The sequence below is a fragment of the Streptomyces sp. NPDC057253 genome (assembly GCF_042669125.1).
Lineage (GTDB): Bacteria > Actinomycetota > Actinomycetes > Streptomycetales > Streptomycetaceae > Streptomyces.
Map to the genome: position 1 here is coordinate 1 of NZ_JBHUXV010000020.1, position 15,203 is coordinate 15,203.

Below are 15,203 nucleotides of genomic sequence, written 5' to 3' on the forward strand. Positions count from 1 at the left end.
GTGTTCGCCGGGCGCCCCTCGTCGTCGTAGCGAAGTGATCAGAGCTTCTCGATCACGTAGTCGATGCACTTCGTCAGGGCCTCGACGTCCGCCGGGTCGATCGCCGGGAACATCGCGACGCGGAGCTGGTTGCGGCCGAGCTTGCGGTAGGGCTCGGTGTCGACGATGCCGTTGGCGCGCAGGACCTTGGCGATCGCGGCCGCGTCGATCTCGTCGGAGAAGTCGATCGTGCCGATGACCTGGGAGCGCTTGGCCGGGTCGGTGACGAACGGCGTCGCGTGCTTGGACTCCTCCGCCCAGCTGTAGAGGCGGGTCGAGGAGTCCTTGGTGCGGGCCGTCGACCAGGCGAGGCCGCCCTGGCCGTTGATCCACTCCAGCTGCTGGTTCAGCAGGAAGAGCGTGGCGAGGGCCGGGGTGTTGTACGTCTGGTTCTTGCGGGAGTTGTCGATCGCCGTGGGGAGGCTGAAGAACTCCGGGACATGGCGGCCGGACGCGTGGATCCGCTCCGCGCGCTCGATCGCCGCCGGGGAGAACACGCCGATCCACAGGCCGCCGTCGGAGGCGAAGGACTTCTGCGGGGCGAAGTAGTAGACGTCCGTCTCCGACACGTCCACCGGCAGGCCGCCGGCGCCGCTCGTCGCGTCGACCAGGACCAGGGCGCCCGCGTCCGCGCCCGCGACCCGCTTGATCGGGGCGGCGACACCCGTCGACGTCTCGTTGTGGGTGAAGGCGTACACGTCGACGCCCTCCTCGGCCCGCGGCTCGGGGTGCGTGCCGGGGTCGGAGGCGATGACGGTGGGCTCGGCCAGCCAGGGCGCGAGCTTGGACGCCTTCGCGAACTTCGACGAGAACTCGCCGAAGTTCAGGTGCTGCGACCTGTTCTCGATCAGGCCGTGCGTCGCCACGTCCCAGAACGCGGTCGAGCCGCCGTTGCCGAGGACGACCTCGTAGCCCTCGGGCAGCGAGAACAGCTCGGAGATGCCCTCACGCACCTGGCCGACCAGGTTCTTCACCGGGGCCTGGCGGTGGGAGGTCCCGAGCAGGGACGTACCGGTCGCGGCGAGGGCGTCGAGCGCCTCGACCCGCACCTTGGAGGGGCCCGCGCCGAAACGTCCGTCGGCGGGCTTGATGTCAGCGGGAATCTGGATCTCAGCCACGGACCGAGGTTAGCCGCTGGGGGAAACCTGGGTGAAACCTCGTCCGTCGGCTGAGACGTGGCCGCCCGGACGGCCTGGGAGGCTGGACCCATGAGTGGACCCAAGACCGGTCTGGAAGCGGAACTGCGCAAGGCCGTGCGCGGTGACGTCGGCTTCGGCGTCACCTCCAGGGCGCTGACCACGATGGACGCCTCCAACTACCGGCGGGTCCCGCTCGGGGTCGTCGCGCCGGTGGACGCCGACGACGTGGCCGCCGTGCTGGAGGTGTGTCGCTCGCACGGGGTACCCGTCGTGCCCCGGGGCGGCGGTACGTCCATCGCCGGGCAGGCCACCGGGACCGGAGTCGTACTCGACTTCACCCGGCACATGAACCGGGTCCTGTCGCTGGACCCCGAGGCGGGCACCGCGGTCGTGCAGCCCGGGTTGGTGCTGGACCGGCTCCAGGAGGCCGCCGCCCCGCACGGGCTGCGGTTCGGGCCCGACCCCTCCACCCACAGCCGCTGCACCCTCGGCGGGATGATCGGCAACAACTCCTGCGGCTCCCACTCGGTGGCCTGGGGCACCACCGCCGACAGCGTGCGCGAGCTGGACGTCGTCACCGCGCGCGGGCAGCGGCTCCGGCTCGGACAGGAGTGGGCCGGGGCGCCCGCGGGCCTGCGGGAGCTGGTGGACGGGGAGCTCGCGCGGCTGCGGACCGGGTTCCCCGAGCTGCCCCGCCGGATCTCCGGGTACGCGCTGGACGCCCTGCTGCCGGAGCACCGGGCCGACGTCGCCCGGTCGTTCTGCGGCAGCGAGGGCACCCTCGGTGTCCTCACCGAGGCCGTCGTGGGGCTCGTCCGGGCGCCACGCGCGCGTGCGCTCGCGGTGCTCGGCTACGCGGACGAGGGCGCGGCCGCCGAGGCCGCCGCCGGGCTCCTGGCACACTGCCCCCTGACGGTGGAGGGCATGGCGGCCGACCTGGTGCCCGCGGCGGCCGCGCTGCCCAGGGGCGGCGCCTGGCTGTTCGTGGAGACCGGCGCGGACAGCGTGGCCGAGGCACGCGCGCGTGCGGAGCGGATCGTGCGCGCCGCCGACGTCCTCGACGCCCTCGTGGTGACCGACCCGGCAGGACAGCGGGCCCTGTGGCGCATCCGCGAGGACGCCAGCGGTACGGCCACCCGCATGCCGGACGGCTCCGAGGCGTGGCCCGGCTGGGAGGACTGCGCGGTGCCGCCGCGGCGGCTCGGGGCGTACCTGCGGGACTTCCGGCGCCTGCTCGGCTCCCACGGACTGCGCGGCACGCCGTACGGCCACTTCGGCGACGGCTGCATCCACGTCCGCATCGACTTCGACCTGCTGACCGAGGCCGGGGTGGCACGCTTCCGGCGCTTCTCCGAGGAGCTCGCCGACCTGGTCGTCGCCCACGGCGGCTCGCTGTCCGGCGAGCACGGCGACGGCCTGGCCCGTGCCGAACTGCTCCCGCGGATGTACGGCGACGAGATGGTCGCCCTCTTCGAGCGCGCGAAGGGCGTCTGGGACCCGGACGACCTCCTCAACCCCGGCGTGCTGGTCCGCCCGGCCCCCCTCGACGCGAACCTCCGCTTCTCCGTCCTGCCCCGGAAGCCGGTCGACGTCGCCTTCGGGTACCCGGCCGACGGCGGTGACTTCTCCGCGGCCGTACGGCGCTGTGTCGGGGTCGCGAAATGCCGTACGACATCGGCGTCCGGGCCCGCCGTGATGTGCCCGTCCTTCCGGGCCACCGGGGAGGAGGAGCACTCCACGCGCGGACGGGCGCGGCTGCTGCACGAGATGCTCGCGGGTGAGGCGGGCGGTGTCGTGACCGACGGCTGGCGCTCGACGGAGGTGCGGGACGCCCTCGACCTGTGCCTGTCCTGCAAGGGCTGCCGGTCCGACTGCCCGGTCGGGGTCGACATGGCCACGTACAAGGCGGAGTTCCTGCACCACCACTACGCCGGGCGCCGCCGGCCGGCCGCCCACTACAGCATGGGCCGGCTGCCGGAGTGGCTGCGCCGGGTGGACCGGCTGCGGCTGGCCCCGCTGGTCAACGCCCTCGCCTCCGTAAGGCCGTTGGCGGCCGTCGCGAAACGGCTCGGCGGGATCGCGGCCGAGCGGCGGATCCCTCGGCTGGCCCCGGTGACGTTCAGCCGGTGGCTGCGGCGGCGGAACCGTGAGCGGGTGCGGGGGTGGATGAGCGAGGCCCGGACGGGAGGGGTGCCTGCGCATCCCGGGGCGCCCGGGCAGCCTGGCATGCCCGGGAAGATGGTCTTCCTGTGGCCCGACACCTTCACCGAGCACCTCTCGCCGGACGTCGGCCGGGCGGCGGTGCGGGTGCTGGAGGCGGCCGGGATCGGGGCCGTCGAGCTGCCGGGGCGGCCGTGGACGGTGCGGCGGTCGCAGGACGACGAGGTCGAGAGCGTCGGCACGTCGGCGTCCCTGGGCCGCCCCCGCGTCCGTGCCTGCTGCGGCCTGACGTATCTGTCCACGGGCCAACTCGACCGCGCTCGCGCGGTGTTGCGCCGCACGCTGGACCTGGTGGAGCCGTTCCTGCTGCCGGAACTGGACGAGGTGACGGAGCCGCCCGCCTTCGTCGTCCTGGAGCCGAGCTGTGCCGCCGCGCTCCGCACCGACCTCCCGGAGCTGCTGCACGACGACCCGAGGGCCGCCCGGCTGGCCCGCAGGGTTCTCACCTTCGCGGAGGCGCTGGAGCGGCTCGCCCCCGACTGGCGGCCACCGGCCCTGAACCGCCCGGTCGTGGGCCAGACCCACTGCCATCAGCACGCGGTACTGGGGGACGCCTCCGACCGCCGACTGCGCGAGGCCGCGGGCCTCACCGGCGAGCTGACCGGCGGCTGCTGCGGCCTTGCGGGCAACTTCGGCTTCGAGAAAGGGCACTTCGAGGTGTCCCGGGTCTGCGCGGAGGAACAGCTGCTGCCGTCGGTGCGCCGGGCGCCCGAGGACGCGGTGGTGCTCGCCGACGGCTTCTCCTGCCGGACCCAGCTGGAGCAGCTCGCGGGGGTGCGGGGCCGGCATCTGGCGGAGGTGCTGGCGGAGGCACTGGACCAACAGCCCTGAACCAGCAGCTCTGCACCAACACCCCTGAAACGGCGCGGTACTTTCGCCCCCCGTGCAGACTCGGCACCATGCCCCCCTTCGACCGCGTCGCCGTCCTCTCCGACATCCACGGTGTCCTGCCCGCCCTGGAAGCCGTCCTCGCCGAGCCGGACGTGGCCGGCGCCGACCGGATCGTGCTGACCGGGGACATCACCGCAGGCCCCCAACCGGCGGAAGTCCTGGCCCTGTTGAGGAGCCAGGGGGAGCGCGTGCTGTGGATCTCGGGCAACGCGGACCGCGAGCTCGTCGAGTACCGCAGGGGAGAGCGGGCGGACATCCCCGACCGATCGGCCCCTACGCCGCCGCCCGACTCACCGACACCGACGTGGAGTTCCTGGCCTCGCTCCCCGCCACCCGCACCCTCACCGTCCAGGGCCTCGGCGAGGTCCTGTTCTGCCACGCCACCCCGCGCGACGACGAGGAGGTCGTCCTGGTCGACTCCCGCCCCGCCCGCTGGACGGAGGTCCTCGCCGGCGTCCCCGACCCCGTCCGCACGATCGTCTGCGGCCACACCCACATGCCGTACGTCCGGCTCGCCCACGGCCGCCTGGTCGTCAACCCCGGCAGCGTCGGCATGCCGTACGGCCGCCCCGGCGCCCACTGGTGCCTGCTGGGCCCGGGGACGGACCTGCGGGTGACGCCGTACGACATCCCGGCGGCCGTGCGGCGACTGGTCGCGGAGTGCGACTGGCCGGGGATCGCGGAGTGGGCGGAGTACTACCTGAGCGCGAGGGCGACGGACGCGGAGGCGCTCGCGGCCTTCGGGCCACGGGACGGCAGGCCCGCCTCGCCCTGAGAGACTCCGATCATGGACACGCTGACCTGGAGCCTGCGCCCCGCGACCCCGGACGACGTCGAGCCGATAGCCGAGCTGCGGGCCGTGGTGCTGCGGCCCGACCTGGAGCGGCTGGGGCGATTCGACGAGCGGCGGGTGCGCCAGCGGTTCCGGGACGCCTTCGTGGCCGAGCAGCTGTCGGTCATCGTGGCCGAGGGCCGCTTCGCGGGCTGTGTCGCGCTGCGCCCAGCCGAGGACGGGCACGAGGACGGGCACTGGCTGGAGCACTTCTTCATCGACCCGGCACTCCAGGGCCGCGGCCTCGGCTCGGCCGTCCTGCGCACCCTGCTCGCTCGCACCGACGCGGACGGCGTGACCGTACGCCTCAACGTCCTCCAGGGCAGCAAGGCCCGCCGCCTCTACGAACGCCACGGCTTCACGGTGGAGTCCGAGGACTCGGTCGACGTGTTCATGGTGCGGGGCTGATTCCATCCATCGAGACAGTCGTATAGCGGGTTTACGCACCTGACCAAGTCCACTACCCTGGACTCAGCAGTGCAGCACGATGAACGCCGGCCCCCGAACCGACCTCCTGGAAGCCCCGTGACCACCCCCAGCACCGACCTGCCGTCCTCGCCCCCGGTCGCCGCGGCGCCCGTCGGCGGTGCCCGTCGCCTCGGCTCGCTCGGGCCCGTCGGCCTGGTCCTCGCCGGTGGTGTCTCCGTGCAGTTCGGCGCCGCGCTGGCCGTGACCCTGATGCCGAGGGCGGGCGCGCTCGGCGTGGTCACCCTGCGGCTGCTGGCCGCCGCGATCGTGCTGCTCCTGGTGTGCCGGCCCCGGCTGCGCGGCCACTCCCGCACCGACTGGGGCACGGTCGTCGTCTTCGGCCTCACCATGGCCGCGATGAACGGCCTCTTCTACCAGGCCGTCGACCGCATCGCCCTCGGACCCGCGGTCACCCTGGAGGTCCTCGGCCCCCTCACCCTGTCGGTGCTCGCCTCCCGCCGCGCGGTCAACGCCGTCTGGGCGGGCCTCGCGCTCGCCGGTGTCTTCCTCCTCGGCGGCGGCGACTTCGGCAGCCTCGACCCGCTCGGCGTGGCCTTCGCGCTGGCGGCGGGGGCCATGTGGGCGGCGTACATCGTCTTCAGTGCGCGCACGGGCCGCCGGTTCCCGCAGGCCGACGGGCTCGCCCTGGCGATGGCGGTGGGCGCGCTGGCGTTCCTGCCGTTCGGCGCCGTCGAGTCCGGCACCCGGCTCCTCGACCCGGTGACCGTGGGCCTGGGCGCGGCGGTCGCCGTGATGTCCTCCGTGCTGCCCTACACCCTGGAACTCCTCGCCCTGCGCCGCCTGCCCGCGTCCACCTTCGCGATCCTCATGAGCCTGGAGCCGGGCATCGCCGCCCTCGCGGGCTTCCTGATCCTCGGCCAGGCCCTCTCCGTCCTCCAGGCACTCGCCATCGCGCTGGTGATCGCGGCGAGCATGGGAGCGGTCCGCACCCAGGTGGGACGCGGCAAGGCGGACCTGGCGGGCGGACCTGGCGAGCACCCCGTGAGCTGACCGGCGGCCGGTCAGTCCCCGGTCTTCTCCCACACCGAGACGTGGGACTCGCTGTCGCCGGTGAAGGGCGCCCGGTTCCAGTCCGCCCAGCGGTCCCGCAGCCGCATCCCGGCCAGCCGGGCCATGAGGTCCAGTTCCGCGGGCCAGACGTACCGGAAGGGGATCGAGCGGAAGGAGCCCCGGCCGTCCTCGACGCTGACGTGGTGGGAGGCCATCGCCTGGGTGGCGGTGTCGTACGTGTCGAAGCCCAGGCGCGTCTCGCCGACGTGGAAGGGCACGGTGTTCTGTCCGGGCGGGAGCTTCCGCAGTTGGGGGATCATGACCTCGATGACGAAGGTGCCCCCGGGCTTGAGGTGTGCCGCGGCGTTGCGAAAGCAGTCCACCTGGGCGTCCTGGGTGGTCAGGTTCATGATCGTGTTGAAGACCAGATAGGCCACCGAGAAACTCCCCGGCGCCCGGGCCGTCGCGAAGTCCCCGAACGTCACCCCGACCGTCTCGCCGCCGGGCTTGGCCTGCAGCCGCTCCGCCATCGCCCGGGACAGCTCGATCCCGTGCACCTCGACCCCGCGCCGAGCCAGCGGCAACGCGATCCGCCCGGTCCCGATCCCCAGCTCCAGGGCCCGCCCGTCACCGGCCAGCTCCGCCAGCACGGCCACGGCCGGATCGACCGCGCCCGCCGTGAACATCCCCGCCGCCGACGCGTCGTAGGTCGCCGCGACGGTCTCTCCGAAGTAGTCCTCGTGATCGGTCACCGGGCGACGGTACCGGCGGGGGTGGGGGAGGGGCGCGCGATTTATCCGGGGCACCCGCCGTACCGAGGGCACCCGCCGTACCGAGGGCACCCGCCGTACCGGACACGGCCGCCGAGGCGCATGCTGAACCCATGACAAAGGGGCTGGGGCGGGCCTCCGTGGGCTACGGCATGATCACTGTGCTGTGCCTCGCGGCGACGGCCTGGGCGGTGATCACCGGGCTCACGCGGGTGGAGGTGCTGGCGCACCCCGTGCAGGTCCGGTTCGCGGAATGCCACAGCGAGGGCGGCGGACGCGGTGGGTCCCACACCGTGTGCAGCGGCCCGCAGGTCGGTGCCCCCGCGCACACGGTGAAGGTCACGTACGACGGCCACCCGGGCGAGACCGCCCAGGTGGCCCGGGAGCCGTGGGGCGGCTACGAAGGCGTGGACACGGGCTTCCTGTCGTGGGGCATCGCGATCATGTTCCCGCTCGTGCCGCTCCTGGCCGCGGCCGTCATGGGCGGAGTCACCGTGGTGAAGGTCCGCCAGTGGCGAGGCCTCGGCGACTGGATCTGACCGACAGGTGCTGACCACCACGTACCACCCACGACCAAAAACAATGCAAGCACGCTTGCTTGTTTCCTGGGTCGCTGCCATCCTCACCCCATGGCAGACCCCACGCCCGTCATCGACGACCTCTGCGCCGAGAGCGAGGAACTCGACTGTCTCGTGGCCGAGTTGACTCCCGAGCAGTGGGCACTCGCGACCCCCGCCCCCGGCTGGACCGTCGCCCACCAGATCGCCCACCTCGCCTGGACCGACCACTCCTCCCTGCTCGCCGTGACCGACCCGAGGGCTTTCTCCCGCGAGGTCGAGAAGGCGCTCGCGGCCCCCGGGGACTTCGTGGACAACGGCGCGGAGGAAGGCGCGAGGAAGCCTCCCGCGCGGCTGCTCGCGTACTGGCGGGCCGGCCGCGAGGACCTGGCCGAGGCCCTGCGCGAGGCCCCCGAGGGCGCCCGCTTCCCCTGGTACGGCCCGCCCATGTCCACCGCCTCCATGGCCACCGCCCGCCTCATGGAGACCTGGGCCCACGGCCTGGACGTGGCGGACGCGCTCGGCGTGACCCGCGAGCCCACCGACCGGATCCGGCACATCGTCCGCCTCGGCGTCCGCACCCGGGACTTCGCCTTCGGGGTGCACGGACTGACCCCGCCCTTCGAGGAGTTCCGCGTTGAACTCACCAGCCCGAGCGGCGAGTTGTGGGTCTACGGCCCCGAGGACGCGGCCGATCGCGTCACCGGCCCCGCCCTCGATCTCTGCCTCCTGGTCACCCAGCGCGCCCACCGCGCCGACCTCGCCCTGACCGCCCACGGCGAGTACGCCGACCGCTGGCTGGACATCGCCCAGGCCTTCGCGGGCCCGCCCGGCAAGGGACGCGCGCCCAAGGGGGCCGCTTCCGGAGACCCGGCCAAGGCTCCCGGAGACCCGGCTAAGGCTCCCGGAGATCCGGCTAAGGCTCCCGGAGACCCGGCGAAGGGGGCCGCCGGATGACCGTCCGCATCGGCAACGCCTCCGGCTTCTACGGCGACCGCTTCGACGCCCTGCGCGAGATGCTCACCGGCGGTGAACTCGACGTCCTCACCGGCGACTACCTCGCCGAGCTGACCATGCTCATCCTGGGCCGGGACCGCCTGAAGGACCCGGGCGCCGGATACGCCCGCACCTTCCTGCGCCAGCTGGAGGAGTGCCTCGGTCTCGCGCACGAGCGGGGCGTCCGGATCGTCACCAACGCGGGCGGCCTGAACCCGTCCGGACTCGCGGACCGCATACGGGAGTTGGCCGACCGCCTCGGCCTACCGGTCCGCGTCGCCCACGTCGAGGGCGACGACCTCACCGCCCGGCACCCCGGCAGCCTCGCCGCCCACGCCTACCTCGGCGGCTTCGGCATCGCGGCCGCTCTGCGCGAGGGCGCGGACGTGGTCGTGACCGGCCGGGTGACGGACGCGGCCCTGGTCACCGGGCCCGCCGCCGCCCACTTCGGCTGGGGACCCGGGGAGTACGACCGCCTCGCGGGAGCCGTCGTCGCCGGGCACGTCCTGGAGTGCGGGACGCAGGCGACCGGCGGCAACTACGCGTTCTTCGCCGAGGGCGCCCGCGATCTGAGAAGGCCCGGCTTCCCCCTCGCCGAACTCCACGAGGACGGCACCGCCGTCATCACCAAACACCCCGGCACCGGCGGCTTCGTGGACGTCGGCACCGTGACGGCCCAGCTCCTGTACGAGACGCAGGGCGCCCGGTACGCGGGACCCGATGTCACCACCCGCCTCGACACGGTCCGGCTCACCCAGGACGGCCCCGACCGCGTCCGGATCACCGGGGTGCGCGGCGAGGCCCCGCCGCCCACCCTCAAGGTCGGCCTCAACCGGCTCGGCGGCTTCCGCAACGAGGTCGCCTTCGTCCTGACCGGCCTGGACATCGAGGCCAAGGCCGCGCTGGTGCGGGAGCAGCTGGAACCGGTCCTCGCCAAGGTCGCCGACGTGCGCTGGGACCTGGCCCGCACCGACCGCCCCGACGCCGACACCGAGGAGACCGCGAGCGCACTGCTGCGACTGGTCGTCCGGGACGCGGACCAGGAGGTCGTCGGACGGGCGCTCAGCGGGGCCGCCGTGGAACTGGCCCTGGCGAGCTACCCCGGCTTCCATGTGCTGGCGCCCCCGGGGAAGGGCTCGCCCTATGGGGTCTTCGAGGAGGTGTACGTCCCCCATGGAGCCGTGGACCATGTGGCCGTCCTCCACGACGGCCGACGGATCCCTGTGGCGCCGCCCCAGGAGACCGCCGTACTCGAAGAAGTCCCTCAGCCACCTCTGCCGGAGCCGCTCGCCGCGGGGCCGGTGGCCAGGGCCCCGCTCGGGCTGGTCGCGGGTGCCCGCAGCGGGGACAAGGGCGGAAACGCCAACATCGGGGTCTGGGCGCGCACCGACGAGGCCTGGCGGTGGCTCGCCCACACGCTGACCGTGGACCGACTGCGCGAACTCCTCCCGGAGACCGCGGAGTTGACCGTCACCCGGCACGACCTCCCGCACCTTCGCGCCCTGAACTTCGTCGTCGAGTCGATCCTCGGCGAGGGCGTCGCCGCCCAGCACCGCTTCGACCCCCAGGCCAAAGCCCTCGGCGAATGGCTGCGCTCCCGCCACCTGGACATCCCGGAGGCCCTGCTGTGACGATCCTGCGGACCACCCTCGACCCGACCGGCCCCGACCACCGGGCCAACCGCGAGGCCATGCTCGCCAAGCTCGCCGACCTGGACGCCGAGCACGCCAAGGCGCTCGCGGGCGGGGGCGAGAAATACGTCGCACGGCACCGCAAGCGCGGCAAGCTGCTCGCCCGCGAGCGCATCGAGCTGCTCCTCGACCCCGACACGCCCTTCCTGGAGCTGTCCCCGCTGGCCGCCTGGGGCAGCGACTACACGGTCGGCGCCTCCCTCGTCACCGGGATCGGGGTGGTGGCGGGCGTGGAGTGCCTGATCACCGCCAACGACCCGACCGTGCGCGGCGGCGCGAGCAATCCGTGGTCGCTGAAGAAGGCGCTGCGGGCCAATGACATCGCCCTCGCCAACCGGCTGCCCTGCATCAGCCTGGTGGAGTCCGGCGGCGCCGACCTGCCGTCCCAGAAGGAGATCTTCATCCCGGGCGGCGCGATCTTCCGGGACCTGACCCGGCTGTCCGCGGCCGGGATCCCGACCGTCGCCGTCGTCTTCGGCAACTCCACGGCGGGCGGTGCCTACATCCCCGGCATGTCCGACCACGTGATCATGGTCAAGGAACGCGCCAAGGTGTTCCTCGGCGGCCCGCCCCTGGTCAAGATGGCCACCGGCGAGGAGAGCGACGACGAGTCCCTCGGCGGCGCCGAGATGCACGCGCGCGTGTCGGGCCTCGCGGACTACTTCGCCGTCGACGAGCCGGACGCGCTCCGGCAGGCCCGCCGGGTCGTCGCCCGCCTCAACCACCGCAAGGCGTACGGCGATCCGGGCCCCGCGGAGCCGCCCAAGTACGACCAGGAGGAACTCCTCGGGATCGTCCCGGGCGACCTGCGCACCCCCTTCGACCCGCGCGAGGTGATCGCCCGGATCGTCGACGCCTCCGACTTCGACGAGTTCAAGCCCCTGTACGGCACCAGCCTCGCGACCGGCTGGGCCGAACTCCACGGCTACCCGGTCGGCGTCCTGGCCAACGCACAGGGCGTCCTGTTCTCCGAGGAGTCCCAGAAGGCCGCCCAGTTCATCCAGTTGGCCAACCAGCGCGACATCCCGCTGCTCTTCCTGCACAACACCACCGGCTACATGGTCGGCAAGGAGTACGAGCAGGGCGGCATCATCAAGCACGGCGCGATGATGATCAACGCGGTCAGCAACTCGAAGGTCCCGCACCTCTCCGTCCTCATGGGCGCCTCCTACGGCGCCGGCCACTACGGCATGTGCGGCCGCGCCTACGACCCGCGCTTCCTCTTCGCCTGGCCCAGCGCCAAGTCGGCCGTCATGGGCCCCCAGCAGCTCGCCGGCGTCCTCTCCATCGTCGCCCGCCAGTCGGCCGCCGCGAAGGGGCTGCCGTACGACGAAGAGGGCGACGCGGCCCTGCGCGCCATGGTGGAGCAGCAGATCGAGTCCGAGTCGCTGCCCATGTTCCTGTCCGGGCGGCTCTACGACGACGGCGTCATCGACCCCCGCGACACCCGCACGGTCCTCGGCATGTGCCTGTCCGCGATCCACACCGCCCCCTACGAGGGCGCCCGCGGCGGCTTCGGCGTCTTCCGGATGTGAGGAACCTTCAGTGATCACTTCTGTGCTGGTCGCCAACCGGGGCGAGATCGCCTGCCGGATCTTCCGCACCTGCGCCGAGTCGGGCATCCGCACGGTCGCCGTGCACTCCGACCCGGACGCGAACGCCCTCCACACACGCGTGGCGGACACGGCCGTACGACTCCCTGGCGCGGCCCCCGCCGACACCTATCTGCGCGCCGACCTGATCGTGAAGGCGGCCGTCGCCGCCGGCGCCGACGCCGTGCACCCCGGCTACGGCTTCCTCTCCGAGAACGCCGACTTCGCACGGGCGGTCCTGGACGCGGGCCTGGTCTGGATCGGCCCGCCCCCGACCGCGATCGAGGCGATGGCGTCCAAGACGCGCGCGAAGCAGCTGATGGGCCTCGCTCCCCTGGAGGACGTCACGGCCGCCGACCTGCCCGTGCTGGTCAAGGCGGCCGCGGGCGGCGGAGGCCGCGGAATGCGGATCGTGCGCCGGCTGGAGGACCTGGACCAGGCCCTGAGCAGCGCCCGCGCCGAGGCCGCGAGCGCCTTCGGCGACGGTGAGGTCTTCGTCGAGCCGTACGTCGAGGACGGCCGCCACGTGGAGGTCCAGATCCTCGCCGACACCCACGGCACGGTCTGGGCCCTCGGCACCCGCGACTGCTCCCTCCAGCGCCGCCACCAGAAGGTGATCGAGGAGGCCCCGGCGCCGGGCCTCTCGGAGACCCTCACCCGGGAACTGCACGAGCTGGCGGTCCGGGCGGCCCGCGCGGTCGACTACGTGGGCGCGGGCACGGTCGAGTTCCTCGTCGCCGACGGCCGGGCCCACTTCCTGGAGATGAACACCCGCCTCCAGGTCGAACACCCGGTCACGGAGGCGGTGTTCGGCCTCGACCTGGTGGCCGAGCAGATCAGGATCGCGGAGGGGGCCGCCCTGCCCGCCGAGCCCCCACACGCGCGTGGCCATGCGATCGAGGCCCGCCTCTACGCCGAGGACCCGTCGAGGGACTGGACCCCGCAGACCGGCACCCTGCACCGCCTCTCCCTGTCCCCGTCCGTCCGCCTCGACACCGGCTACGAGGACGGCGACGCCATCGGGGTCCACTACGACCCGATGCTCGCCAAGGTCGTCGCCCACGCCCCCACCCGCGCGGAGGCGGTCCGCAGACTGGCCGGCGCCCTGGAGACGGCGACCCTCCACGGCCCGACCACCAACAGGGACCTGCTGGTCAACTCCCTGCGCCACAAGGAGTTCACGACGGCCCGCATGGACACGGGCTTCTACGACCGTCACCTGACTGAACTCGCCGAGCCGCGCCCCGATCCGCTCGCCCCCCTGGCGGCGGCCCTCACCGACGCGGTGGGCCGCTCCCGCTTCGGCGGCTTCCGCAACCTCCCCTCGACCCCCCAGACCAGGCGCTACGAGATGGCGGGCGAGGAGCACGAGGTCCGTTACCGGCACACGAGGGAGGGCCTGGAGGCGGACGGGGTGCGGGTGCTGCACGCGGACGCGGGCGGGGTCGTACTCGAAGTGGACGGAGTGCAGCGGAAGTTCGAGGTGTCGAGGTACGGCGACCAGTTGTACGTCGGGGGAGTGTCGCTGACGGCCCTGCCCCGCTTCCCGGACCCGACGGCCCAGCTTGCCCCGGGCTCCTTGCTGGCCCCCATGCCGGGAACGGTCGTACGGGTCGCGGACGGCCTGACGGAGGGATCCGCGGTGGAGGCGGGCCAGCCGCTGCTGTGGCTGGAGGCGATGAAGATGGAACACAAGATCACAGCGCCACAGACAGGAACGCTCAGCGAGCTCAATGCAGTGGTCGGCCAACAAGTAACGGTCGGCTCTCTACTGGCCGTAGTCCGAACTGCTTAGGGGCGCGGGGAACTGCGCGACCAGCCCCCACGAAGGAGCCACATGCCCACGATCGAAACCGATGAGCACAAAGCCCTCCGCACGGCCGTATCCGCCTTGGGCAAACGCCACGGCCGCGACTACGACAGGGAGGCACTCTGGTCCGAGGCAGCCAAACTCGGCTACCTGGGAGTCAACCTGCCCGAGGAGTACGGAGGCGGAGGCGGCGGAATAGCCGAACTCTCCATCGTCCTGGAAGAGCTCGGCGCAGCAGGCGCCCCCCTCCTGATGATGATCGTCTCCCCGGCCATCTGCGGCACGGTGATCGCCCGCTTCGGCACCGAGTCCCAGAAACAGGAATGGCTCCCTGCGCTCGCCGACGGCACCCGCACCATGGCCTTCGGCATCACGGAACCGGACGCCGGCTCCAACAGCCACCGCATCACCACCACGGCTCACCGCGACGGAGCCGACTGGCTGCTCACCGGCCGCAAGGTCTTCGTCTCCGGAGTCGACATCGCCGACGCCACCCTCATAGTCGGCCGCACCGAGGACTCCCGCACCGGCCGCCTGAAGCCCTGCCTGTTCATCGTCCCGCGGGACGCCCCGGGCTTCGGCAGGCGCTGGATCGAGATGGAACTCAACGCCCAGGAGAAGCAGTTCGAGCTGACCCTCGACGACGTACGCCTCCCCGCCGACGCCCTGGTGGGGGACGAGGACGCGGGCCTGCTGCAACTCTTCGCCGGCCTCAACCCCGAACGCATCATGACCGCCGCCTTCGCGATCGGAATGGGCCGCTACGCCCTGGGACAGGCCATCACCTACGCCAAGGACCGCACGGTCTGGAACACCCCCATCGGCGCCCACCAGGCCGTCGCCCACCCCCTCGCCCAGGCCCACATCGACCTCGAACTCGCCCGTTTGATGATGCAGAAGGCGGCCCACCTCTACGACGCCGGCGACGACGTGGGAGCGGGCGAGGCCGCCAACATGGCGAAGTACGCGGCCGGGGAGGCCTGTGTGAAGGCCGTGGACCAGGCAGTTCACACCCTCGGCGGCAACGGTCTCACCAAGGAGTTCGGGATCGCCTCGCTGATAACGGCCGCGCGCGTGGCTCGTATCGCACCGGTCAGCAGGGAGATGATTCTCAACTACGTCTCCCACCAGACCCTGGGCCTGCCCAAGTCGTACTAGGCCGTCTTGGGATCAGACCCGCCCGGTAT

The 15,203-nt window shown here is 72.7% G+C and carries 11 protein-coding genes and 1 pseudogene; 10 read left to right on the plus strand and 2 right to left on the minus strand.

The features are described from left to right. Positions 1 to 38 precede the first annotated feature (38 nt). Positions 39 to 1,157 (minus strand): phosphoserine transaminase, encoded by a 1,119-nt coding sequence (serC, locus tag ACFULQ_RS13635; RefSeq protein WP_383542505.1) that lies wholly within the window; start codon positions 1,155 to 1,157, stop codon positions 39 to 41. A 90-nt stretch (positions 1,158 to 1,247) separates the two neighbouring features. Here serC and ACFULQ_RS13640 point away from each other — a divergent pair, with 90 nt between their 5' ends. The 4 genes and pseudogenes from ACFULQ_RS13640 to ACFULQ_RS13655 all read left to right on the plus strand — a co-directional run bounded on the left by ACFULQ_RS13640 (position 1,248) and on the right by ACFULQ_RS13655 (position 6,600). Beyond that, positions 1,248 to 4,229 carry an FAD-binding and (Fe-S)-binding domain-containing protein gene (locus ACFULQ_RS13640; RefSeq protein WP_383542508.1) on the plus strand — a complete coding sequence of 994 codons (2,982 nt, stop codon included), beginning with the start codon at positions 1,248 to 1,250 and terminating at the stop codon, positions 4,227 to 4,229. Between the two features lie 68 nt (positions 4,230 to 4,297). Further along, a pseudogene (locus tag ACFULQ_RS13645) lies at positions 4,298 to 5,064 on the plus strand (metallophosphoesterase family protein). A 12-nt stretch (positions 5,065 to 5,076) separates the two neighbouring features. Next, positions 5,077 to 5,529: a GNAT family N-acetyltransferase gene (locus ACFULQ_RS13650; RefSeq protein ID WP_383542510.1), complete on the plus strand. Its 453-nt coding sequence runs from the start codon at positions 5,077 to 5,079 to the stop codon at positions 5,527 to 5,529. Positions 5,530 to 5,646: 117 nt separating this feature from the next. Beyond that, positions 5,647 to 6,600, plus strand: a complete 954-nt coding sequence (locus ACFULQ_RS13655) for a DMT family transporter (RefSeq protein WP_383542513.1) — start codon at positions 5,647 to 5,649, stop codon at positions 6,598 to 6,600. Positions 6,601 to 6,611: 11 nt separating this feature from the next. Here ACFULQ_RS13655 and ACFULQ_RS13660 read toward each other — a convergent pair whose 3' ends face one another. Continuing rightward, a complete protein-coding gene (locus ACFULQ_RS13660) occupies positions 6,612 to 7,352 on the minus strand; it encodes a class I SAM-dependent DNA methyltransferase (RefSeq protein ID WP_383542515.1) in 741 nt (246 codons plus the stop codon). Between the two features lie 131 nt (positions 7,353 to 7,483). On the opposite strand from ACFULQ_RS13660, the gene ACFULQ_RS13665 reads away from it, so the two are divergent. The 6 genes from ACFULQ_RS13665 to ACFULQ_RS13690 all read left to right on the plus strand — a co-directional run bounded on the left by ACFULQ_RS13665 (position 7,484) and on the right by ACFULQ_RS13690 (position 15,174). After that, positions 7,484 to 7,909: a hypothetical protein gene (locus ACFULQ_RS13665; protein ID WP_383542518.1), complete on the plus strand. Its 426-nt coding sequence runs from the start codon at positions 7,484 to 7,486 to the stop codon at positions 7,907 to 7,909. Positions 7,910 to 7,999: 90 nt separating this feature from the next. Beyond that, a complete protein-coding gene (locus ACFULQ_RS13670) occupies positions 8,000 to 8,884 on the plus strand; it encodes a TIGR03084 family metal-binding protein (protein ID WP_383542521.1) in 885 nt (294 codons plus the stop codon). Then, entirely contained in the window at positions 8,881 to 10,554 is a 1,674-nt protein-coding gene (locus ACFULQ_RS13675) for an acyclic terpene utilization AtuA family protein (protein ID WP_383542524.1), read from the plus strand. The genes ACFULQ_RS13670 and ACFULQ_RS13675 overlap by 4 nt, the downstream gene beginning before the upstream one ends. Then, on the plus strand, positions 10,551 to 12,149 hold the full coding sequence (locus ACFULQ_RS13680; RefSeq protein WP_383542527.1) for an acyl-CoA carboxylase subunit beta: 1,599 nt from the start codon (positions 10,551 to 10,553) through the stop codon (positions 12,147 to 12,149). Before ACFULQ_RS13675 ends, ACFULQ_RS13680 begins: the two co-directional genes overlap by 4 nt. Before the next feature lie 10 nt (positions 12,150 to 12,159). Next, a complete protein-coding gene (locus ACFULQ_RS13685; RefSeq protein ID WP_383542529.1) occupies positions 12,160 to 14,001 on the plus strand; it encodes a biotin carboxylase N-terminal domain-containing protein in 1,842 nt (613 codons plus the stop codon). A gap of 42 nt (positions 14,002 to 14,043) precedes the next feature. Continuing rightward, positions 14,044 to 15,174 (plus strand): acyl-CoA dehydrogenase family protein, encoded by a 1,131-nt coding sequence (locus ACFULQ_RS13690; RefSeq protein ID WP_383542531.1) that lies wholly within the window; start codon positions 14,044 to 14,046, stop codon positions 15,172 to 15,174. Positions 15,175 to 15,203 lie beyond the last annotated feature (29 nt).

Excerpts from the sequence above, each read along its gene's own strand:
- ACFULQ_RS13665 (WP_383542518.1), top strand. The coding sequence starts at position 7,484 with ATGACAAAGGGGCTGGGGCGGGCCTCCGTGGGCTACGGCATGATCACT.
- ACFULQ_RS13690 (WP_383542531.1), top strand. The coding sequence starts at position 14,044 with ATGCCCACGATCGAAACCGATGAGCACAAAGCCCTCCGCACGGCCGTA.
- ACFULQ_RS13640 (WP_383542508.1), top strand. The coding sequence starts at position 1,248 with ATGAGTGGACCCAAGACCGGTCTGGAAGCGGAACTGCGCAAGGCCGTG.
- ACFULQ_RS13650 (WP_383542510.1), top strand. The coding sequence starts at position 5,077 with ATGGACACGCTGACCTGGAGCCTGCGCCCCGCGACCCCGGACGACGTC.
- ACFULQ_RS13675 (WP_383542524.1), top strand. The coding sequence starts at position 8,881 with ATGACCGTCCGCATCGGCAACGCCTCCGGCTTCTACGGCGACCGCTTC.
- ACFULQ_RS13670 (WP_383542521.1), top strand. The coding sequence starts at position 8,000 with ATGGCAGACCCCACGCCCGTCATCGACGACCTCTGCGCCGAGAGCGAG.